Consider the following 21132-nt stretch of genomic DNA (forward strand, 5'->3'; position numbering starts at 1 on the left):
CAGAATTGCCTTGCGGCACGCGCCCTCGATGAACGCTATCTGCAGCCGGACATTGACTAGAAAGACCAGCTTGCTTCGTAAGATCGTTCCGATAGCGAGGCGGTCAAGCTTCGCTAAAAGGATCATTTACAACTCGCGTGTCTTCCAAGTTTGACCTTGAAGGACGCACGAGCGCCGAAATGATCCGGAGATAATGAAGTCTCGCGTGGCAATTGCTTGCCGCACGATCCAACTCGGATCGATCTCCTCTTTACGATGTCAGAAATCACGCAGCTTGCTGTCTATCCAGACTAGCAGGATGCGAAGTGATGTTTCGCGGACGACGGTGCAAGATCTCGGTGATCAAACCATCTGGTGGAGCCAGACGGGATCGAACCGACGACCTCATGCTTGCAAAGCACGCGCTCTCCCAGCTGAGCTATGGCCCCGTAACCAGAAGACGAATGCTCACTCGATGAAAGTGGTGGGCCTGGGAAGACTTGAACTTCCGACCTCACGCTTATCAAGCGCGCGCTCTAACCAACTGAGCTACAAGCCCCTAACGCTTATCCTGTTAAGGACCAGGGATTCTGCAAGCCTGCAGCCCCAGCGCGTGTTCGTCCGCGAAGAAAGAGAAACGTAGACGGCGAAATCCCGCCAATGCAGCTCAACGATCTGGCGATCTGTTGGCCACTGATGTTTCTAAAACGGTTCGATAGAAGCAAGCTTCTGAAGAACCATCCTTAGAAAGGAGGTGATCCAGCCGCAGGTTCCCCTACGGCTACCTTGTTACGACTTCACCCCAGTCGCTGACCCTACCGTGGCCGGCTGCCTCCCTTGCGGGTTAGCGCACCGTCTTCAGGTAAAACCAACTCCCATGGTGTGACGGGCGGTGTGTACAAGGCCCGGGAACGTATTCACCGTGGCGTGCTGATCCACGATTACTAGCGATTCCAACTTCATGGGCTCGAGTTGCAGAGCCCAATCCGAACTGAGACGGCTTTTTGAGATTTGCGAAGGGTCGCCCCTTAGCATCCCATTGTCACCGCCATTGTAGCACGTGTGTAGCCCAGCCCGTAAGGGCCATGAGGACTTGACGTCATCCCCACCTTCCTCGCGGCTTATCACCGGCAGTCTCCTTAGAGTGCTCAACTAAATGGTAGCAACTAAGGACGGGGGTTGCGCTCGTTGCGGGACTTAACCCAACATCTCACGACACGAGCTGACGACAGCCATGCAGCACCTGTGCTCCAGGCTCCGAAGAGAGGGTCACATCTCTGCGACCGGTCCTGGACATGTCAAGGGCTGGTAAGGTTCTGCGCGTTGCGTCGAATTAAACCACATGCTCCACCGCTTGTGCGGGCCCCCGTCAATTCCTTTGAGTTTTAATCTTGCGACCGTACTCCCCAGGCGGAATGCTTAAAGCGTTAGCTGCGCCACTAGTGAGTAAACCCACTAACGGCTGGCATTCATCGTTTACGGCGTGGACTACCAGGGTATCTAATCCTGTTTGCTCCCCACGCTTTCGTGCCTCAGCGTCAGTATCGGGCCAGTGAGCCGCCTTCGCCACTGGTGTTCTTGCGAATATCTACGAATTTCACCTCTACACTCGCAGTTCCACTCACCTCTCCCGAACTCAAGATCTTCAGTATCAAAGGCAGTTCTGGAGTTGAGCTCCAGGATTTCACCCCTGACTTAAAGACCCGCCTACGCACCCTTTACGCCCAGTGATTCCGAGCAACGCTAGCCCCCTTCGTATTACCGCGGCTGCTGGCACGAAGTTAGCCGGGGCTTATTCTTGCGGTACCGTCATTATCTTCCCGCACAAAAGAGCTTTACAACCCTAGGGCCTTCATCACTCACGCGGCATGGCTGGATCAGGGTTGCCCCCATTGTCCAATATTCCCCACTGCTGCCTCCCGTAGGAGTTTGGGCCGTGTCTCAGTCCCAATGTGGCTGATCATCCTCTCAGACCAGCTACTGATCGTCGCCTTGGTAGGCCATTACCCTACCAACTAGCTAATCAGACGCGGGCCGATCTTTCGGCGATAAATCTTTCCCCGTAAGGGCTTATCCGGTATTAGCACAAGTTTCCCTGTGTTGTTCCGAACCAAAAGGTACGTTCCCACGCGTTACTCACCCGTCTGCCGCTGACGTATTGCTACGCCCGCTCGACTTGCATGTGTTAAGCCTGCCGCCAGCGTTCGCTCTGAGCCAGGATCAAACTCTCAAGTTGGACTTGAACTTTGAACCGGCTGATCACAACGTTTGACGAGGTCCCACCATTTTTCCGACGACCGAAGCCGCCGAGCTGCCCGCGATTCACATCGCTGGCAACGATGGTGTTTCCTTTAAAACGTGTACCGCCGAAGTCTTTCGTCCGGTCCCGATCCAGAAAGCCGAAGCCTTCTAAATGCGAGACCCGCAAGGACTCCGCCGTCCACGTTTCTCTTTCTTCATCTTCACTTGTCAAACAGCCCGGGACCAGGAGGCCCCAACCTTCCCCAGGTGGGAAGGGTTCCGACACCCTTACCGACGATGAATGAACTCCAACCGACTTGTATCGGCTGTTGTGTCACTCAACAAGGTGAGGAGCATCAGTGGCGCGTTCGCTCGCCTTGGTCAGTGACCCGGCGGCGCCGCGCTCAGTGGTTGGGGTTATAGGCCCCACCTTCCGGGCTGTCAACGCCAATCGTCAACAAATCGTCGCACAGTGGATCGAGGAAAATAATTACACGTTTCCAGCCAGTTAGACGGGCCGCGAAGAGCCCGACCGGCACGGTCCGGCGAAAAAACTGAAAAAAGTTTGGCCTCCACGGGGCCCCGGAAGGGCTCCGGCGGCGGCTTGCCGCGCCCCCTCGGCGCGGGCGCCGGCGACCGCCCATTCAGGAAACTTTTTCCATGACAGACGCCGTACTTGAGCCACAATCCCGCGGCGTTCTGATAGGAGACAAGCTTGAATCGCGGGGATGCCAGTGGGGGCTGCCGGCGGTTTTCATGGGGTCAGAGGAAGGCGATCTTGCAGATGACGCGGCCTTCCCCGGACATTCGAGAGACATCGAGAGAGCTTTTTCCGTCCAGCTGTTCGTAATTTCGGCCGGTCCCCGTCGGGGGCCTTCTGAGCGCGGGCGCCTGTGCGGCTTGCCTTTTCCGGCGATGCCCCTTCAAGAGGGCGACGAGGACGAGGTTCGGGACCAGGCTTCTTGGGTCGTTGATTGGGGGACTTGAGTGAACCACAGGACGTCACGCGGCGCTTACGGGCGTGAGACCGGGATCATCGATCTCGGCCACGAGCCGCCGCTGTCGGTCGACGGTTCTGAAGCCGCCGTGATCGACCGCCGCCGCGTCTCGGTGCAATGGTTCAGCGGCACGATCTTGACCGGACTCTGCGGCGCAGCCCTGATCGGCGGCGCCGTTTTCGCATCTCTGGACGGCGAGATGACCTTCGCCAAGGTGCCGGAGCGGGTCGAGGGCGCGCTGCGCGGCGCCTTCGGTGCCGCCGACCGCGCCGCCACGCTGCACAAGAGCGACCGCCTGCCGCCGCCGAGCGAATCCACGGCGTCCCGCAACATCGTGCGCGTCTCCACGGTCGCCCGCGTCGGCAACCGCGACGTGATGCGGGTGCGCCCCTTCGTTCGCATCGCCGGCAATTTGTCGATGACGACGAGCGATCTGTCGGCGAAGATTCCGCCGTTCAACGCCCAGCGCCTGCTCACCGATGTCGGCTCCGATCCGAAGGCGGCCGCGGAAGACCCGAACAATCCGGAAGCCGTCGAGCCCGACGCTGAGGTCTCCTTCGTCACCAAGGACCTGTCGCCAGTGCTGCCGAAGGCGAAGATTTCCGCGGTGGTGGCGCTCGACGACATCCTGATGCGGGTCCGCGACGCCGCCAATTGGCGCGGCAATGGCGGGGTGCGCTACGCCTCGCTCGCCAATGCCGCCGCCGACATCTCCGGCGCGACCGGACCCTCCGATATCAGGACCGCCTACGCCGCCGAAGCCTCGCCGTCCGATCCCTATGCCGGCTTCGAGACGCGCGTGGTGCCGGAAAACGTCACGCTGCTGCCCAAGACCAAGGAGCAGATCACCGGCGGCAATCCCAACGGCGAACGCATCCATCTGGTCAAGAAGGGCGACAGCGTCGCCGGCGTGCTGCGCGATCTCGGCGCCACGCCCGAGGAGATCAAGGCGATCACCGCGACGCTCGGGCCCCGCGGCCGCGATGGCGGCCTCAAGGAGGGCGAGAAGCTCCGCATCCTGATGGCGCCCGCAAGTCCCGGCGCCCGCCTCCAGCCCTACCGCGTCGTCGTCGCCAACGAGACCAAGGTCGAGGCGATCGCGGCGCTGTCCGATCTCGGCAGATACGTCGCGGTCGACGTCTCAAGCATGAACACTGCCGCCGACGCCGCGGCGAGCGCCAGCAGCGACGACGATGACGAGGATGACGGCTCCGGCGTGCGGCTGTACCAGAGCATCTACGAGACCGCGATGCGCAACAAGGTGCCGATGCCGGTCATCGAGGACATGATCAAGATCTACTCCTACGACGTCGACTTCCAGCGCAAGGTGCAGCCGGGCGATTCCTTCGACGTGTTCTACGCCGGCGAAGACGAGGGCGTGACCTCGAGCGAAAAGAACGACGTGCTGTTCGCCTCCCTCACCGTCGGCGGCGAGACCAAGAAATACTATCGCTACCAGAGCCCCGACGACGGTGTCGTCGATTATTACGACGAGACCGGCAAGAGCGCGAAGAAGTTCCTGGTCAGGAAGCCGATCAACAACGCCATCATGCGCTCCGGCTTCGGCGGCCGCCGCCACCCGATCCTCGGCTATGTGAAGATGCACACCGGCGTCGACTGGGCCACCGCCTACGGCACCCCGATCTTCGCCTCCGGCAACGGCGTGATCGAGAAGGCCGGCCCCGAGGGCGGCTACGGCAAGTACATCCGCATCAAGCATTCCAACGGCTACGAGACCGCCTATGGTCACATGTCGGCCTTCGCCAAGGGCATGGAGGCGGGCAAGAAGGTGCGCCAGGGCCAGGTGATCGGCTTCGTCGGCTCGACCGGCCAGTCGACCGGCCCGCATGTCCATTACGAGATCCTGGTCAACGGCCGCTTCGTCGACCCGATGCGCGTGAAGCTGCCGCGCGGCCGTTCGCTCGAGGGCCCGATGCTCGCAAGCTTCGAGAAGGAGCGCGACCGGCTCGAGGGCATGATGAGCGGCCGCGGCGGCGCCATCGCGCGCATGTCGGACGCCACCGGTGGCCCGCTGCAGGTCACTAACCGGTAAGTCACCAACCGGTAAGCCGGCAACGGCCGACATCGACCGAACATTTTCAAACAGAATTTCAAACACAGACGCTGCACGGCAAGGCCGCGTTGGCGGCGTCACAACGCCAAGTTTCGTTTGCCAAAGCGGCGTGAGCGGCGAATACTTTCCAAGAAAGGGAGGTCTCGCCATGAACAACAGGCTCGCCTGCGCAGCCTTGATCGCCGCGCTTTTCGCCACCACAAGCGCGTCGGCGGAGAGCTGGGAGGTCACGAAGCTCGTTCCTGGCTCGGCATTCCATGGCGTGCACGGGCTCGGCGTCGACAAGGCCGGCCATCTGTTCGCCGGCAGCGTCGCCGGCGCGGCGCTCTACGAGGTCGACATATCAGGCGGTAGCGCCAAGGTTGCTATCCCTTCCCCCGTGGGCATGGCCGACGACATCGCGTTCGCGCCTGACGGCACCATGGCCTGGACCGGATTCTTGACCGGCGATCTCTATTCCCGCAAGGGCGACGGCCCGATCAAGAAGCTCGCGAGCGGCCTTCCCGGCATCAACTCGCTCGCCTTTCGCAAGGACGGCCGGCTCTACGCCACCACCGTCTTCCTCGGCGATACGCTCTACGAGATCGACGTCGAGGGTGTGAAGCCGCCGCGCCAGATCATGGAGAAGATGGGCGGCCTCAACGGCTTCGAGTTCGGTCCCGACGACAAGCTCTACGGTCCGCTCTGGTTCAAGGGCCAGGTCGCCAAGGTCGACGTCGACAAGGCCGAGCTGACCGTCGTCGCCGAGGGCTTCAAGATCCCGGCCGCGGTGAACTTCGATTCCAAGGGCAATCTGTTCGTGATCGACACCGCGCTCGGCCAGCTCGTCCGGGTCGATCCCAAATCGGGCAGCAAGACCATTGTCGCGCAATTGAAGCCGTCGCTGGACAATCTCGCCATCGACGCCAAGGACCGCATCTACGTCTCCAACATGGCCGACAACGGCATTCAGGAGATCGATCCCGCGACCGGCCAGGCCAGGCAGATCATCATCGGCAAGCTGGCTTTGCCCGGCGGCATCGGCGTCACTAGCGAGAACGGCAAGGATACGATCCACGTCGCCGACGTGTTCGCCTACCGCACGGTGAATGGGGCGACCGGCGAGGTCACCGAGAAGGCGCGCATGCACGCCGCGGGCACGACGCTCGAATATCCGATGAGCGCGACGGCGAACGGCAACGACGTGGTGCTGTCGAGCTGGTTCACCGGCACCGTGCAGGTGATCGACGCCAAGACCGGCACCACGCGCGACATGCTGCACGGCTTCAAGGCGCCGCACGATGCGATCGTGCTCGGGGACGGCAGCATCCTGGTCGCCGAGCTCGGCACCAAGTCACTGGTCAAGGTGAGCGGCGAGCACGGCAAGGATCGCACCACGCTGATCGGCGATCTCGAAGGCCCGGTCGGGCTTGTCCGCGGCAAGACCGACGAGGTCTACGTCACTGAGGCCTTTGCCGGCACGGTGTCACGGATCGACAGCAAGGGCGGGAAGACGGTGCTCGCCAAGGAGCTGAAAATGCCGGAAGGCATCGCGCGCAGTCCCGATGGCCAATTGATCGTGGCGGAAGTGGGCGCCAAGCGGCTGATCGCGATCGCGCCGGAGAGCGGCACGGTGACGGAGATCGCCGCCAACCTCCCGATCGGCCTCCCGGGTACGCCCGGCGGATTGCCGAGCAATATTCCGACGGGTGTTGCAGTCGGGGCGTCGGGCGTCATCTACTTCAGCTCGGACGTCGATAACGCCATCTACAAGGCCGCCAAGAAGTAGGCTTGGGTTGCACGCTTTGGCCGGGAACCGGTGGGCCGGTTCTCGGTTGGGACGCTGACGAAGCCGACAGCAGGAGGGCTGCCCATGACGCACCTCTCACGCCACGATGTCGCCAAGGCGGTAGACGGCGCAGACGATGTCACCATTGCCCGGATTATCGGAACCGGCGCAACCGCCGAGGAGTTCGCCGAAGCCAGGGCCTGGCTCGCCAACGACGAGCCGATGATCAACGATCTGCGGCCGCTGGCGCAGGGCCGCGTTCGTGAGCTCGTCGATATTCTCTCTGATCTCGATGAAGACGACGAGGAGCAGGGCCCTGTCGATCCCGGCTCCGCGTCAGCACTCGGTTAACCGGCGGGCGGTCTGACCCGACAAACGCCCCGGAGAGGTCGACCTCTCCGGGGCATCTGGTTGCTTTCGAACGCCGACCCTCAGTTCAGCTTGCGCTTCGCCACCGGCGCCTCGAACTGGGTGATCTCCGCGGTCTGCGGCGCCTTGCCGTTGAAGGTCAGCACGTTGCCTTCGGACGAGATCGCAACGCTGTCGCCGTCCCTGACGTCGCCGGCGAGGATCATCTCGGCGAGCGGGTCCTGGAGGTGGCGCTGGATCACGCGCTTCAGCGGACGTGCGCCGTAGGCGGGGTCCCAGCCCTTGGCGGCGAGCCAGTCGCGGCCGGCCGCGTCGAGCGTCAGCGTGATCTTGCGATCGGTCAGCAGCTTCTGCAGCCGTGCGAACTGGATCTCGACGATCCGGCCCATCTCGCTGCGCTGCAGCCGGTGGAACAGGATGATCTCGTCGACGCGATTGAGGAATTCGGGGCGGAAATGTCCGCGCACCATTCCCATCACCTGCTCGCGCACGGCCGAGGTGTCCTCGCCCTCCGGCTGGTTCACCAGGAATTCCGAACCGAGATTCGAGGTCATGATGATCAGCGTGTTGCGGAAATCGACGGTGCGGCCCTGGCCGTCGGTCAGGCGGCCGTCGTCGAGCACCTGCAACAGGACGTTGAAGACATCAGGGTGCGCCTTCTCGATCTCGTCGAACAGCACCACCTGATAGGGCCGGCGCCGCACCGCTTCGGTGAGCGCGCCGCCCTCGTCATAGCCGACATAGCCCGGAGGCGCGCCGATCAGCCGCGAGACCGAGTGCTTCTCCATGTACTCGGACATGTCGAGGCGGACCATCGCGGTCTCGTCGTTGAACAGGTATTCCGCCAAGGCTTTCGTCAGCTCGGTCTTGCCGACGCCGGTCGGCCCCAGGAACATGAACGAGCCGGTGGGGCGGTTCGGGTCCTGCAAGCCTGCGCGCGAGCGGCGGACGGCGGTTGCGACCGCACGCACGGCCTCGGCCTGGCCGACGACGCGTTGCCCCAATTGCTCCTCCATCTTGAGGAGCTTCTCCTTTTCGCCTTCGAGCATCTTGTCGACGGGCACGCCGGTCCAGCGCGAGACCACCTGCGCGATGTGGTTGGCGGTGACCGCCTCCTCCACCATCTCGCCGGAATTCTCTTTGGCCTCGATATCGGCAAGCTGCTTCTCCAGTTGCGGAATGCTGCCATAGGCCAGCTCGCCCGCCTTCTGGAATTCGCCGCGCCGCTGCGCGTTGGCGAGTTCGACGCGCAGACCGTCGAGCTCGGCCTTCAGCTTCTGGGCGTCGGAGAGCTTGTTCTTCTCCGCGCTCCAGCGCGACGTCAGCGCAGCCGACTTCTCCTCGAGCTCGGCCAGGTCCTTCTCCAGCGTCTGGAGCCTCGACTTGGAGCCGGGATCGGTTTCCTTCTTCAGCGCTTCCTGCTCGATCTTGAGCCGGATGATCTCGCGGTCGAGCGAATCCAGCTCTTCCGGCTTGGAATCGACCTGCATCTTCAGCCGGGCCGCGGCCTCGTCCATGAGGTCGATCGCCTTGTCGGGCAGGAAGCGATCGGTGATGTAGCGGTTGGACAGGGTCGTCGCCGCCACCAGCGCGGAATCGGTGATACGCACGCCGTGGTGCTGCTCGTACTTGTCCTTCAGCCCGCGCAGGATCGAGATCGTGTCCTCGACCGATGGCTCGCTGACGAAGATCGGCTGGAAGCGCCGCGCCAGCGCCGCATCCTTCTCGACGTGCTTCTGATACTCGTCGAGCGTGGTCGCGCCGATGCAATGCAGCTCGCCGCGCGCAAGCGCCGGCTTGAGCAGGTTGGAGGCGTCCATCGCGCCGTCACCCTTGCCGGCGCCGATCAGCGTGTGCATCTCGTCGATGAACAGGATGAAGGTGCCCTCGCTCCCGGTCACCTCCTGGAGCACGGCCTTCAGCCGCTCCTCGAACTCACCGCGATATTTCGCACCGGCGATCAGTGCGCCGAGGTCGAGCGACAGCAGCTTCTTGTCCTTCAGGCTCTCGGGCACGTCGCCGTTGACGATGCGCAGCGCGAGGCCTTCGGCGATCGCGGTCTTGCCGACGCCGGGCTCACCGATCAGGACAGGATTGTTCTTGGTCCGCCGCGACAGCACCTGGATGGTGCGGCGGATCTCCTCGTCGCGGCCGATGACCGGATCGAGCTTGCCATCGCGCGCCGCCTGGGTCAGGTCGCGGGCATATTTCTTGAGCGCATCATAAGCGTTCTCGGCGGTCGCCGAGTCCGCGGTGCGGCCCTTGCGCAGCGCCTCGATCGCCGCGTTGAGGTTTTGCGGGGTGACGCCGCCCTTGTTCAGGATCGTGCCGGCTTCGCTGGACTTCTCCAGCGTCAGCCCGAGCAGCAGCCGCTCGACGGTAACGAAGCTGTCGCCGGCCTTCTCGCCGGCCTTCTCGGCGGCGTCGAAGGTGCGGGCGAGCTCGGGTGCGAGGTAAATCTGGCCGGCGCCGCCGCCGGAAACCTTCGGCACCTTGCCGAGGGCGTCCTCGGTTGCCTTCAGGATTGCACGGGAATTGCCCCCGGCGCGGTCGATCAGGCCGGAAGCCAGCCCCTCATTGTCGTCCAGCAGGACCTTCAGCATGTGCAGGGTCGAAAACTGCTGATGCCCCTCGCGCATCGCAAGCGACTGCGCGGACTGGATGAAGCCCCTGGAGCGTTCGGTATATTTCTCGATATTCATCTGTTCTGTCCCTCGGCCTGCCCTTGGGGCCCTCTCAGGCACCCCAATACGGCATCTTCATTGGGTTACGGCTGACCGCATTGAGGATTCTCAAGCGGGAACGGTGGTCTTTTGCCGGCTTGCGCCGGCCTGAGGCAGATGTGGGAAGCGGTCCGGCGGAACGAAAGAGGCGCGTTCACAATTTCGTGCGCTTCTCGGCTGCTTGGCGCGGGCCGGCCGAATCCTCTAAGTAACGGCATGACAGCCAGCCAGACCGCCGAGATCACCGGCCTCTACCGCTACCCGGTCAAGGGCCTGACGCCGGAGCCGCTGCGCCGCGTTCCCTTGCGACCGGGCCAGACCCTGCCCGCCGACCGCCGCTACGCCATCGAGAACGGTCCGAGCGGTTTCGATCCTGAAGCGCCCGAATGGAAGCCGAAGATCCAGTTCCTGATGCTGGCACGCAATGAGCGGCTGGCCGAGCTCGACAGCCATTTCGAAGACGCCAGCAATGTCCTGACCATCCGCAGGGGTGGTCAGGTCGTCGCCAGCGGGGACCTGGAGACCGCGGCCGGGCGGGCGGCCATCGAGCGCTACGTCGCGGAGAATTTTCAGCCGGAACTCAAGGGCCCGCCGAAATTGCTGTCCGGCCGCGACCACAGCTTCTCCGACGTCGCCCGCAAGGTGGTCTCCATCATCAATCTCGGCAGTGTCCGCGCCATCGAGGCCATGCTGGGCGGCACCGCCGTGCATCCGCTGCGCTTCCGCGCCAATCTCTACGTGAAAGGCTGGCTGGCCTGGTCGGAGCTCGATCTCGTCGGCCAGACACTTGCGATCGGACAGGCGCGGCTGAAGGTGGTCAAGCGCATCGTCCGCTGCCCCGCCACCAATGTGGACCCGGTGACGGCCAAGCGCGATCTCGAGATCCCGCCGACGCTCTCGCGCCATCTCGGCCACATGGACTGCGGCATCTATGCCGAGGTGATCGAAGGTGGCGAGATCGGCGTGGGCGATGCGGTTGCGGTGGAAGAGCCGAAGCTGCTGTGAGAGCTACGCTGCCGTAGGGTGGGCAAAGGCGCCTTTGCGCCGTGCCCACCACTTCTCTCAGCTGGCAGAAGCCGTGGGCACGCTTCGCTTTGCCCACCCTACGAGACCGTCGCTGTCGTCACCTCAATTCGGCATCACATACGCATAGATCTTCCCGCGCGAGACCGGCGCTTCGCGGACGCGGTTGCCGTTATTGCCGGAGATCATGATCGGATTGCCCTGCGCGTCGATGCCGGTGATGATGCCGACATGACCGCCGCGGCGGCCGCGCGACATCACCGCGATGGCGCCGACCTGCGGACCGGAGACGCGCGTGCCGTAATGGGCGAAGGAGTTCGCCATGTCCGAGCCGGTGCCGCGATGACCGGTCTTCTCCAGCACCATGTTCATGAAGCGCGCGCACCACAGGCTGCCGCGCCCGGTCGGATTGCCGCCGACGTAACGGCGCGCTTCCGACACCAGGGAGCCGCCGCCGAAGCCACCACTGCTCGTGGCCTCACTCGCCATGCCGCCGCTCGCGCTCAGCGCCGCTCGACGGCTTGCGCGCGTGACCATTCGACCGCCGCCGGTGATGATCGTTCCACCATTGCCGCTCATGGCGACGCCGGAGCTATTGGTGTTCGGATCATAGCTGGCAAAAGTGTTGCCGAATCCGCTCGCCTGCAACTGCGCCGCGCTGCGCTCGAAGCGCGAGCTGCGTTCATGGTGGCGGTGATGATGATGTCTGGCGTGGTGCACGTCAGCGTGCCGCTCTGCGCTATGACGATGATGCGGCCGCGCTGAGGCCGGAGAACCGAATGCGGCAAGTGCCGCGGAGAAGATCGCCAGCGCAACAACACAACGCGACAGGCGAGACGCAAACAACTCAAACATTCTTCATCCTTCGTTGACACCCCACTTCCCGCCGGCCCGTGCAAGAGCCGACATCCGTCCGGCCGTTAAGCCGCCCGATGTGGCGAGAAAAAGACGCGGGTAGCCCGCGAATGGCTGCGATGATTTTGTGCCGACACTGGTCGGTGCTGCCGCATTGCGGACAACAGCATTAACTGCGATCCTGCAAGGACGGCTTGAACAGAGGGAAACGGTTAATGCCCCACGCCAAGACCAGGGACGACGTCAGCATCTATTTCGAAGAGGCGGGCCAGGGAACGCCGATCATTTTTCTGCACGAGTTCGCGGCCGACTACACCAATTGGGAGCCGCAGATGCGCTACTTCTCGCGCGGCCACCGCTGCATCACCTATTCGGCACGCGGCTACACGCCGTCCGACGTGCCCGAGGGCGAGGTCTACAGCTACACGCATTTCTACGGCGACGCGCTCGCGGTGCTCGATCATCTCGGAATCGAGCGCGCGCATCTCGTCGGCCTATCGATGGGCGCCTACTCGTCGCTGCAAATCGGATTGAACGCGCCGCAGCGCGCGCTGTCGATGACGCTGGCCGGCGTCGGCTCGGGTTCGGAGCTGGAGAATTTGGCGACATGGCGCCAGCAGTGCCGCGCCAATGCCGAGCAGTTCGAGACGCTGGGCTCCGCCGAGGTCGCCAAAGTCACGCGCGAGGCGCCGAGCCGGATTCCCTTCCTGGTGAAGGATCCGCGCGGCCACGCCGATTTCTATGCCGCGCTGGCACGTCACGATGCCAAGGGTTCGGCGCGCACGATGCGCGGCTTCCAAGGCGGCCGTCCCTCGATCTACACGATGACGGATGCGATCAGGAAAGCGACAACGCCGGCACTGATCATCTGCGGCGACGAGGACGATCCGTGCGTAGGCCCGAGCCTGTTCCTGAAGAAGCACCTTCCCGCAGCGGGGCTGGCGATGTTTCCGAAGTCAGGCCACGTGCTCAATCTCGAAGAGCCCGCGCTGTTCAATGAAAGCGTCGAGCGGTTCGTGACGCTGGTGGAAGCGGGGCGCTGGCCGGCGCGGGATCCGCGCTCGCTCGGAGTTGGTTAGCCGTTCCGGGGCGCTCGAAGAGCGAACCCGGAACCTCGAGATTCCGGGTTCGATGCTGTCGCATCGCCCCGGAATGACGCCGTCGGCGTCACTTCCCCCCGCCCCTGCTCAGCAGAAACACGGCCTGCTCGCCGAACATGTTCCACACCCACCAGGGCAGGTTCAGCGGCACCGGGCGGCCGTAGAGATCGAGCGCCACCGAGCGCTCCATCTTGACGTTGATCTCGTCGCAGAGCTGCACGAAATCCTTGATGGTGCAGAAGTGGATGTTGGCGGTGTCGTACCAGGTCGCCGGCAGGTTTTCGGTGCGCGGCATGTGGCCGCCGACCAGGAGCTGGAGCCGCATCTTCCAGAACCCGAAATTCGGGAACGAGACGATGGCTCTTCGGCCGATGCGCAGCAGATTCTCCAGCACCACCCGCGGCTGCCGCGTCGCCTGCAGCGTCTGCGACAGGATCACGTAATCGAAGGCGTCGTCGGGATAATTGACGAGGTCGGTGTCGGCATCGCCCTGCACCACCGCGAGGCCCTTGGCGACGCAGCGGTTGACGCCCTCGCGCGACAGCTCGATGCCGCGGCCGTCGATGCCGCGCGTCTCCAGCAGCTGCAACAGATCGCCCTCGCCGCAGCCGACATCGAGCACCTTCGAGCCCGGCTTGACCATCTCGGCGACCAGGAGATGATCGGCGCGAAACTGGCCGGACTGCCCCGCCGCAAGGCCGCCGAGCGGCAGAACTTCCTGTACAGACATCGCTAGCCGTCCTTCTTGCCGGTGAGCCCGCGCGCCTTGCCGGCCGATTGCAGGAAGGCGCGGGAGATGTCGAAGAATTCGGGCACGTCGAGCAGGAAGGCGTCGTGTCCGCGATCGGTCTCGATCTCCGCGAACGACACCCGCGCGCTCGAGGCGTTCAGCGCATGCACCAGCGCGCGCGATTCCGAGGTCGGAAACAGCCAGTCGCTGGTGAAGGAGACGACGCAGAAGCGGGTCTTGATGTCGGCGAACGCTTTCGCCAGCACCCCGCCATGGTCGGCCGCGATATCGAAATAGTCCATCGCGCGCGTCAGATAGAGATAGGAGTTGGCATCGAAGCGCTCGACGAAGGAGGAGCCCTGATAGCGCAGATAGGATTCGACCTGGAAGTCGGCGTCGAACGAGAAGGTCGGCAGCTCGCGGTCCTGCATGCGCCGGCCGAACTTGCGATGCAGCGCCGCGTCGGAGAGATAGGTGATGTGCGCCGCCATGCGCGCCACCGCAAGCCCGCGATGCGGATGGATGCCTTGATCGGCATAGCCGCCGCCGTGCCAATCGGGATCGGCCATCACGGCCTGGCGGCCGAGCTCGTGGAAGGCGATGTTCTGCGCCGAGTGCCGCGTTGCGCAGGCGATCGCCAGCGCGGAGTACACGCGCTTCGGATAGGCCGCGGTCCATTGCAGCACCTGCATGCCGCCCATCGAGCCGCCGACGACCGCGAACAGCGTGTCGATGCCGAGCCGGTCGATCAGCATGGCCTGCGCGCGCACCATGTCGGGGATGGTGATGACGGGAAAATCGAGCCCCCAGACCTTGCCGGTGGCGGGATTGATCGACGCCGGCCCGGTCGAGCCCATGCAGCCGCCGATCACGTTGGAGCAGATGATGAAGTAGTGCTTGGGGTCGATGGGCCGACCGGGGCCGACCAGCGTCTCCCACCAGCCCGGCTTGCCGGTGACGGGATGGACATTGGCGACATGCTGATCGCCGGTCAGGGCATGGCAGATCAGGACCGCGTTGGAGCGATCGGCGTTGAGCTCGCCATAGGTCTGGTAGGCGATCTGGAACGGGCTGAGATCGACGCCGCAATCGAGCCGCAGCGGCTGCTCGGCGCCGAAATGCGCAACCTGCGAGCTCGGATGATCCACCTCGTGCGACCGCTCGTCGGCGCTGATCGCAGGACTCGGTATCGACTTGACGCCACCCATCTGACCATTGACCTCGTTCGCGATCAAACGCTGATCGCCACTTGCATCAGGCCATGAAAAACCCGGCCTGAACGATAGGTTCGGCCGGGATCGGAAGCGTCCCCGGCCTGTTTAGCGAGTTTTTTAACGTGGCTGCAAGCCGGCCGGCTCAAATGACCACGGAACGGCAAAAGCTACCGTCTTGGGCGGTTTTCGTCAAGTCGCGGCCCGGATCGGCTCAATTCGCCTCTGCCGCGTCGCCCGGAAAGGACGTCATTTCTCTTTGCTTTCGCCGCCCCGACTGCCTAATCAGGACATTCCCCATTCGAAACGATCGACAGCCAGACATGTCCCAACGTCCACCCGCGCCGCCATCGCTGCAGGAACTGCGCAAGGAGATCGACGCGATCGACGAGGGCATGCATCGCCTGCTGATGCAGCGCGGCGACATCATCGACCGCCTGATCCAGGTGAAGCAGACCCAGGAGGTCGGCTCGGCGTTCCGGCCCGCGCGCGAGGCCGCCATGATGCGCGACCTCGTGCGGCGCCATCGCGGCATCCTGCCGCTCGACACGGTCGAGAGCATCTGGCGCGTCATCATCTCGACCTTCACCTATGTGCAGGCGCCGTTCTCCGTGCATGCCGACATCTCGGTGAGCGAGCCGGCGATGCGCGATTCCGCGCGCTTCCATTTCGGCTTCACGGTGCCTTACGTCGCGCATTTCAGCGCGCAGGCCGCGGTGGAGGCGGTGGCGAGATCCAAGGGCGATCTGGCGCTGGTCTCGGCGACGTCGAGCCGCACGCCGTGGTGGCTGGAGCTGGAAGCCGCCGGCGCGCCGAAGATCATCGCGCGGATGCCCTTCGTCGAGCGTGCGGACCATCCCGCCGCACTGCCGGTGTTCGCGATCTCGCGCGTCGCCGACAGCGCCCTGGACACGGAGGTCGAGACCTTCAGCGTGCGTGTGTCGGGCTGGAACGCCGAGGTCGCGCGCGCCTTGTCGCCGCTCGCCGAGATCGTCGCGGTGCCCGACACCGCCTTCGACGGCGCGGCGCTGCTGGTCTCGGTCACGAGCGCGACCAGCATCGACAAAATCAGGGCTGCCCTGACCGAGGCGGGGGCCTCGGTGCGCTCCGTGGCCCTCGTCGGCAGCCACGCAACGCGCTATACGGTGCCCCCGACCGGGGCGAAATCGTAAACCACGCGCCACGCCCTGCCATTTTCGGAGTTCAAGATGTCCCGCCCCGTGCCGAATCCCGGCATTCTCGATATTGCGCCCTATACGCCCGGCAAGAGCCCGGTCGCCGAACCGGGCCGCAAGGTGTTCAAGCTCTCCGCCAACGAGACGCCGTTCGGGCCCTCGCCCAAGGCGATCGAGGCGTTCAAGCGCGTGGCGGACCACCTGGAAGACTACCCGGAAGGCACCTCGCGCGTGCTGCGCGAGGCGATCGGCCGCTCCTTCGGGCTCGACCCCAACCGCATCATCTGCGGCGCCGGCTCGGACGAGATCCTCAATCTGCTCGCCCACACCTATCTCAGCCACGGCGACGAGGCGATCTCCACGACGCACGGCTTCCTGGTCTACCCGATCGCGACCATGGCGGTCGGCGCCAAGAACGTCATCGCGCAGGAGAAGGATCTCACCTGCGACGTCGATGCCATCCTCAAGGCCGTGACGCCACGGACAAAACTGGTCTGGCTCGCCAACCCCAACAATCCGACCGGCACCTATCTGCCGTTCGACGAGGTCAAGCGGCTGCGCGCCGGCCTGCCCTCGCACGTGCTGCTGGTGCTCGACGCCGCCTATTCCGACTACGTCTCGCGCAACGATTACGAGATGGGAATCGAGCTCGTCGCCACCACCGAGAACACGGTGGTGACGCACACCTTCTCCAAGATCCACGGCCTGGCTGCGCTGCGCATCGGCTGGATGTTCGGCCCCGAGCACATCATCGACGCGGTCAATCGCATCCGCGGTCCCTTCAACGTGTCGACGCCGGCGATGCATGCCGCGGTCGCCGCGATCGAGGACACCGCGCACCAGGCGATGTCGAAGCAGTTCACCGAGACCTGGCGCAACCGGCTCACCGAGGAGATCGGCAAGCTCGGACTGAAGGTGACGCCGAGCGTCGCCAATTTCGTGCTGATCCACTTCCCGACCGACAAGGGCAAGACTGCTGACGACGCCGACGCCTTCCTGACCAAGCGGGGCCTCGTGCTGCGCGCGCTGAAGAACTACGGCCTTCCGCATGCGCTGCGCATGACCATCGGCACCGAGGAGGCCAACCGTCTCGTGATCGAGGCCTTGCACGACTTCATGGGCGGCACATGAATGCTGATCCGCACTTCCAGCGCGTCGCGCTGATCGGCTTCGGCCTGATCGGCGGCTCGATCGCGCGCGCTGCGAAGCTCCAGGGCCTGGCCGGCGAGATCGTCACCACCGCGCGCTCGGAGAAGACGCGGGCGCGGGTGATGGAGCTCGGCATCGTCGACAAGGTGGTGGCGACCAATGCGGAAGCGGTGAAGGATGCCGATCTCGTCATCCTCTGCATTCCCGTCGGCGCCTGCGGGCCGGTGGCGCAGGAGATTGCCGCGCATCTGAAGCCCGGCGCTGTTGTCTCCGACGTCGGCTCGGTGAAGGGCGCCATCGTCAGGGACATGGCGCCACATCTGCCGAAGACCGTTCATTTCGTGCCGGCGCACCCCGTCGCGGGCACCGAGCATTCGGGGCCGGATTCTGGCTTCGCCGAGCTCTTCATCAACCGCTGGTGCATCCTGACCCCGCCCGAAGGCGTCGATGCCGCGGCGACCGACCGCCTGCGGGCGTTCTGGGCGGCGATGGGCGCCAAGGTCGAGGTGATGACGCCGGACCATCACGATCTCGTGCTCGCCATCACCAGCCATCTGCCGCATCTGATCGCCTACACCATCGTCGGCACCGCCGACGAGCTGGCGCAGGTGACGGAGTCGGAGGTCATCAAGTTCTCCGCCGGCGGCTTCCGCGATTTCACCCGCATCGCGGCCTCCGATCCGACGATGTGGCGCGACGTCTTCCTCGCCAACAAGGAGGCCGTGCTGGAGATGCTCGGCACCTTCACCGAGGATCTCGCCAAGCTCACGCGCGCGATCCGTCGCGGCGACGGCGAGGCGCTGTTCGATCACTTCACCCGCACCCGCGCCATCCGCCGCGGCATCGTCGAGATCGGCCAGGATTCGGCTGCGCCGGATTTCGGCCGGCCGCTTGCGGCGCTGAAGAAGCCGTAGCCGTCGGTCATTCCGGGGCGCCCGAAGGGCGAGCCCGGAATCCATCGGGCCACAGCGCACGCGGTGAAATGGATTCCGGGTTCGATGCTGCGCATCGCCCCGGAATGACGAGACTGAAAATTATCAATACAGCGACGGGATCTGGCCGACCTTGACCGGGCCGAGCAGCACCGCGCCGTCGACGAATTTCAGCGGGAAGCTGCGCGCCTTCTTGCCTTCGAGCGTGCTCTCGGTACCGATCGAGTTGATGCCGGCGGCGACACCGGCATTGGCATTCTGCTTGATGACCTTGCCGAGGCCCGGAACGGCGCGATCGAGCGCGCCGAACAGATTGGTGAGGTCCTGCGACTTCACGCCGGGCGCGACGCGGTCGAGCGTTGCCTGCGGCACGCCCTCCTCCAGCATCTTCTCGATGCCGAGCGCGGGGATCACGCGTTCGAGGCCCGTCACCGTCATCTGCAATTCGCCGTCGAGCCGGCCGTTGGCCGAAAGGCCGAGCGTGCCGGCCGCAACCGCGATCATCTCGCCCTGCTGGATCCGCGACTGCACGATCTCGATGTGACCGCCGGCGGCCTGCATCTCGCGGAAGCGCTGCGGCCACGGCTTTGGCGTGAGGTCGGAAAGGCCGGTGACCCTGGCGCGCGTGTCCGCCTCGAACGGCTCGGCGAGCAGGGGATGAACGCCCTGAATGCTGCCCTGCGCGACGTGAAGCACGGTTTCGAGCACGGGATGATCGGCCGGCGAGCCGTCGGCAAGGCGGCCGTGCAGCTCGACCTGCTTGGCGCGCGCAAGCGGCACCTGCACGCTGCCGTCGAGGCGGTTGAGCGAGGGATCGTCGAACACAATGGAGGCGCGGTCCGGCACCGAGGGCAGGCCGACCACGCTGCTGCGGCCCTTGCTCCAGTTCACCACGAAGGTGTTTTGCGTGACGCCGTCGGTCAGCGTCGCGGGTGCGGAGAATTCGGCGATCACAAGCTTGGGATCGTAGACCTGGGCGACGACCAGGATGTTGTCGAGCTTGGCCGTGAACGGCGTCTTGCTTGCGTTCTGCGAGACCAGCGACACGCTGGCGCCGGAGCACTGGATCTCGAAGCGGAACGGGAAGCCGGCTATCGAGCGCTTGGCGCAATCATAGATGCGGCCGGACTTGGCCTCCTGCGCCCGCCAGGCGTCTGCGGCCGTTTCGGCCCGCGAGGCCGCATAGAACCAGAAGCAACTCCACGCGACGGCGAGGATCACGACGAGAATGGGTGCGACGAAAAGGCCCCAACGGGAGCGGCGGCCTGCGGCAACGGTCATATTGGACATGCGGCGACCCTTTGATCCCAGATTCAGGCAAATGTAAGCGTGGTGCGGCTGCGGCGAAAGGCGGAGAATTCGCTTCGCTTGGGACCTTCATTCTGGTAGCCGTGCCCGAAATGTCGGAAATCACCCTCCCCTCCGTCACCACCGCCAAAGGCGACCTCTGGGTGTTCGGCTACGGTTCGCTGATGTGGCGGCCGGGCTTCGACTTCGAGGAGCGCGTCCCGGCGCGGCTGGTGGGCGAGCATCGTGCGCTCTGTGTCTATTCCTTCGTGCATCGCGGGACGCCGGAGAAGCCGGGCCTTGTGCTCGGGCTCGATCGCGGCGGCGCCTGCCGCGGCATCGCCTTCCGCGTCGCTGAAAAGAACCGCACCGAGGTCGTCGCTTACTTGCGCGCGCGCGAGCAGGTCACCTCGGTCTATCGCGAGGTGATGCGTTCGGTGTGGCTGGAGAACGACGCGCGCCAGCGCGTCTCCGCGCTCGCCTATGTCGTCGACCGCGGCCATGCGCAATATGCCGGCCGTCTCTCGCTCGCCGAGCAGCACCGTCATGTCCTCCAGGGCCATGGCCAGTCGGGCGCCAACCGCGACTATGTCACCGCGACGGTGAAGGCGATCGAGGCCGAAGGCTTTCGCGACGCGCAGCTGCACCAGCTTGCATTGATGCTGCATGGCGATGCGCATTCCCTGCACGCGAGTCAAAACGAAGACCGCGAAAGCCGCTAGCCCGTCGGCGCGTAGCTCGGCGCCGAGCCGATCAATTGCTCCTGCTCCTTGCGGCCAGCTTCGACGAGGCGGCCGGTCGCATCCTCGATGGCCGTCTGCACGCGGGAGAGAAACTCGTCCTTCGGCAGGCCCGGCGGCAACGGATCGAGGAACTCCACCACGAGCGTGCCGGGATAGCGCATGAAGGTGCGGCGGGGCCAGAACAGGCCGGAATTGAGCGCGACCGGCAGGCACGGCACGCCGCAGGACGAATAGATCTGCGCAAAACCTGTCTTGTAATCCGGCGGCGCGCCGGGCGCGCGGCGCGTGCCTTCCGGAAAGATCACGAGTTGCCGGCCGCTGCGCACCGCCTCGCGCGCCCGCCGGGTCATGTCCAGGAGCGCCTTCACGCCGGCATTGCGATCGATCGCGATCATGCCGGTCTTGACCAGGAACTGGCCGAACACCGGGATCTGCATCAGCTGACGCTTGAGGATGAAGATCGGGCGGTCGAAGAAGCCCGGCAGCACGAAGGTCTCCCAGAACGACTGGTGCTTCGCCACGATCACCAACGGCCCCTGCGGAATCTTCTCCGTCCCCCGGAATTCCACCTTGATGTTGCAGACCACCCGCATCAGGACCAGCGTCGCCTTCGCCCACCATTCGGCGACCGTCAGCATGGCGCGTGGCGGCAATGCGAAGGTCGGCAGCGCCACGATCGCGAGGCATACCAGCACGGCGTAAAACAGCACGTTGAACACGAGCGAGCGCAGGAAAATCAGGAACATCGACGGTCCATCAATTTGCCGGTCAATTG

The 21132-nt window shown here is 64.5% G+C and carries 15 protein-coding genes, 2 tRNA genes, 1 rRNA gene and 1 riboswitch; of the genes, 9 read left to right on the plus strand and 9 right to left on the minus strand.

What is annotated here, in order from left to right:
- Positions 1-352 precede the first annotated feature (352 nt).
- The 3 genes from WI560_RS29040 to WI560_RS29050 all read right to left on the minus strand — a co-directional run bounded on the left by WI560_RS29040 (position 353) and on the right by WI560_RS29050 (position 2215).
- Positions 353-428, minus strand: a tRNA-Ala gene (locus WI560_RS29040).
- A gap of 33 nt (positions 429-461) precedes the next feature.
- A tRNA-Ile gene (locus tag WI560_RS29045) sits at positions 462-538 on the minus strand.
- A gap of 188 nt (positions 539-726) precedes the next feature.
- Positions 727-2215 (minus strand): 16S ribosomal RNA (locus tag WI560_RS29050).
- A 992-nt stretch (positions 2216-3207) separates the two neighbouring features.
- On the opposite strand from WI560_RS29050, the gene WI560_RS29055 reads away from it, so the two are divergent.
- The 3 genes from WI560_RS29055 to WI560_RS29065 all read left to right on the plus strand — a co-directional run bounded on the left by WI560_RS29055 (position 3208) and on the right by WI560_RS29065 (position 7411).
- Positions 3208-5271 carry a M23 family metallopeptidase gene (locus tag WI560_RS29055; RefSeq protein WP_375305920.1) on the plus strand — a complete coding sequence of 688 codons (2064 nt, stop codon included), beginning with the start codon at positions 3208-3210 and terminating at the stop codon, positions 5269-5271.
- A 169-nt stretch (positions 5272-5440) separates the two neighbouring features.
- Entirely contained in the window at positions 5441-7060 is a 1620-nt protein-coding gene (locus WI560_RS29060) for a hypothetical protein (protein ID WP_375305921.1), read from the plus strand.
- A gap of 84 nt (positions 7061-7144) precedes the next feature.
- Positions 7145-7411, plus strand: coding sequence for a hypothetical protein (locus WI560_RS29065; RefSeq protein WP_375305922.1), 267 nt, complete (start codon positions 7145-7147; stop codon positions 7409-7411).
- Positions 7412-7491: 80 nt separating this feature from the next.
- On the opposite strand, the gene clpB is transcribed toward WI560_RS29065, so the two are convergent.
- A complete protein-coding gene (gene clpB, locus WI560_RS29070) occupies positions 7492-10131 on the minus strand; it encodes an ATP-dependent chaperone ClpB (protein WP_375305923.1) in 2640 nt (879 codons plus the stop codon).
- 237 nt (positions 10132-10368) lie between these two features.
- Between clpB and WI560_RS29075 the strand changes: the two genes are divergently transcribed.
- Positions 10369-11157 carry an MOSC domain-containing protein gene (locus tag WI560_RS29075; RefSeq protein ID WP_375305924.1) on the plus strand — a complete coding sequence of 263 codons (789 nt, stop codon included), beginning with the start codon at positions 10369-10371 and terminating at the stop codon, positions 11155-11157.
- Between the two features lie 123 nt (positions 11158-11280).
- Here WI560_RS29075 and WI560_RS29080 read toward each other — a convergent pair whose 3' ends face one another.
- On the minus strand, positions 11281-12030 hold the full coding sequence (locus tag WI560_RS29080; protein ID WP_375305925.1) for a TIGR02594 family protein: 750 nt from the start codon (positions 12028-12030) through the stop codon (positions 11281-11283).
- Between the two features lie 215 nt (positions 12031-12245).
- On the opposite strand from WI560_RS29080, the gene WI560_RS29085 reads away from it, so the two are divergent.
- Positions 12246-13109, plus strand: coding sequence for an alpha/beta fold hydrolase (locus WI560_RS29085; protein WP_375305926.1), 864 nt, complete (start codon positions 12246-12248; stop codon positions 13107-13109).
- Positions 13110-13197: 88 nt separating this feature from the next.
- Here WI560_RS29085 and metW read toward each other — a convergent pair whose 3' ends face one another.
- Positions 13198-13860 (minus strand): methionine biosynthesis protein MetW, encoded by a 663-nt coding sequence (metW, locus tag WI560_RS29090; protein WP_028134151.1) that lies wholly within the window; start codon positions 13858-13860, stop codon positions 13198-13200.
- 2 nt (positions 13861-13862) lie between these two features.
- On the minus strand, positions 13863-15068 hold the full coding sequence (locus WI560_RS29095; RefSeq protein ID WP_375308935.1) for a homoserine O-acetyltransferase: 1206 nt from the start codon (positions 15066-15068) through the stop codon (positions 13863-13865).
- A gap of 90 nt (positions 15069-15158) precedes the next feature.
- Positions 15159-15238: riboswitch (SAM riboswitch) on the minus strand.
- A 156-nt stretch (positions 15239-15394) separates the two neighbouring features.
- Here WI560_RS29095 and WI560_RS29100 point away from each other — a divergent pair.
- From WI560_RS29100 to WI560_RS29110, 3 genes are read left to right on the plus strand one after another with little or no spacing between them, the layout of a single operon-like run.
- The gene (locus WI560_RS29100) at positions 15395-16243 is read left to right on the plus strand and encodes a chorismate mutase (protein ID WP_375305927.1); all 849 of its coding nucleotides are present in this window, start codon (positions 15395-15397) and stop codon (positions 16241-16243) included.
- Positions 16244-16279: 36 nt separating this feature from the next.
- Entirely contained in the window at positions 16280-17377 is a 1098-nt protein-coding gene (hisC, locus tag WI560_RS29105) for a histidinol-phosphate transaminase (protein WP_375305928.1), read from the plus strand.
- On the plus strand, positions 17374-18309 hold the full coding sequence (locus WI560_RS29110) for a prephenate/arogenate dehydrogenase family protein (protein WP_375305929.1): 936 nt from the start codon (positions 17374-17376) through the stop codon (positions 18307-18309). The genes hisC and WI560_RS29110 overlap by 4 nt, the downstream gene beginning before the upstream one ends.
- 123 nt (positions 18310-18432) lie before the next feature.
- Here WI560_RS29110 and WI560_RS29115 read toward each other — a convergent pair whose 3' ends face one another.
- Positions 18433-19617, minus strand: a complete 1185-nt coding sequence (locus WI560_RS29115) for a DUF2125 domain-containing protein (RefSeq protein WP_375305930.1) — start codon at positions 19615-19617, stop codon at positions 18433-18435.
- 110 nt (positions 19618-19727) lie between these two features.
- Here WI560_RS29115 and WI560_RS29120 point away from each other — a divergent pair, with 110 nt between their 5' ends.
- The gene (locus WI560_RS29120) at positions 19728-20336 is read left to right on the plus strand and encodes a gamma-glutamylcyclotransferase (protein WP_375305931.1); all 609 of its coding nucleotides are present in this window, start codon (positions 19728-19730) and stop codon (positions 20334-20336) included.
- On the opposite strand, the gene WI560_RS29125 is transcribed toward WI560_RS29120, so the two are convergent.
- Positions 20333-21103, minus strand: a complete 771-nt coding sequence (locus tag WI560_RS29125; RefSeq protein ID WP_257176290.1) for a 1-acyl-sn-glycerol-3-phosphate acyltransferase — start codon at positions 21101-21103, stop codon at positions 20333-20335. The two genes, WI560_RS29120 and WI560_RS29125, sit on opposite strands and share 4 nt — an antisense overlap.
- Positions 21104-21132 lie beyond the last annotated feature (29 nt).

Source organism: Bradyrhizobium sp. A11 (genome assembly GCF_042077125.1).
Classification (GTDB): domain Bacteria; phylum Pseudomonadota; class Alphaproteobacteria; order Rhizobiales; family Xanthobacteraceae; genus Bradyrhizobium; species Bradyrhizobium japonicum_B.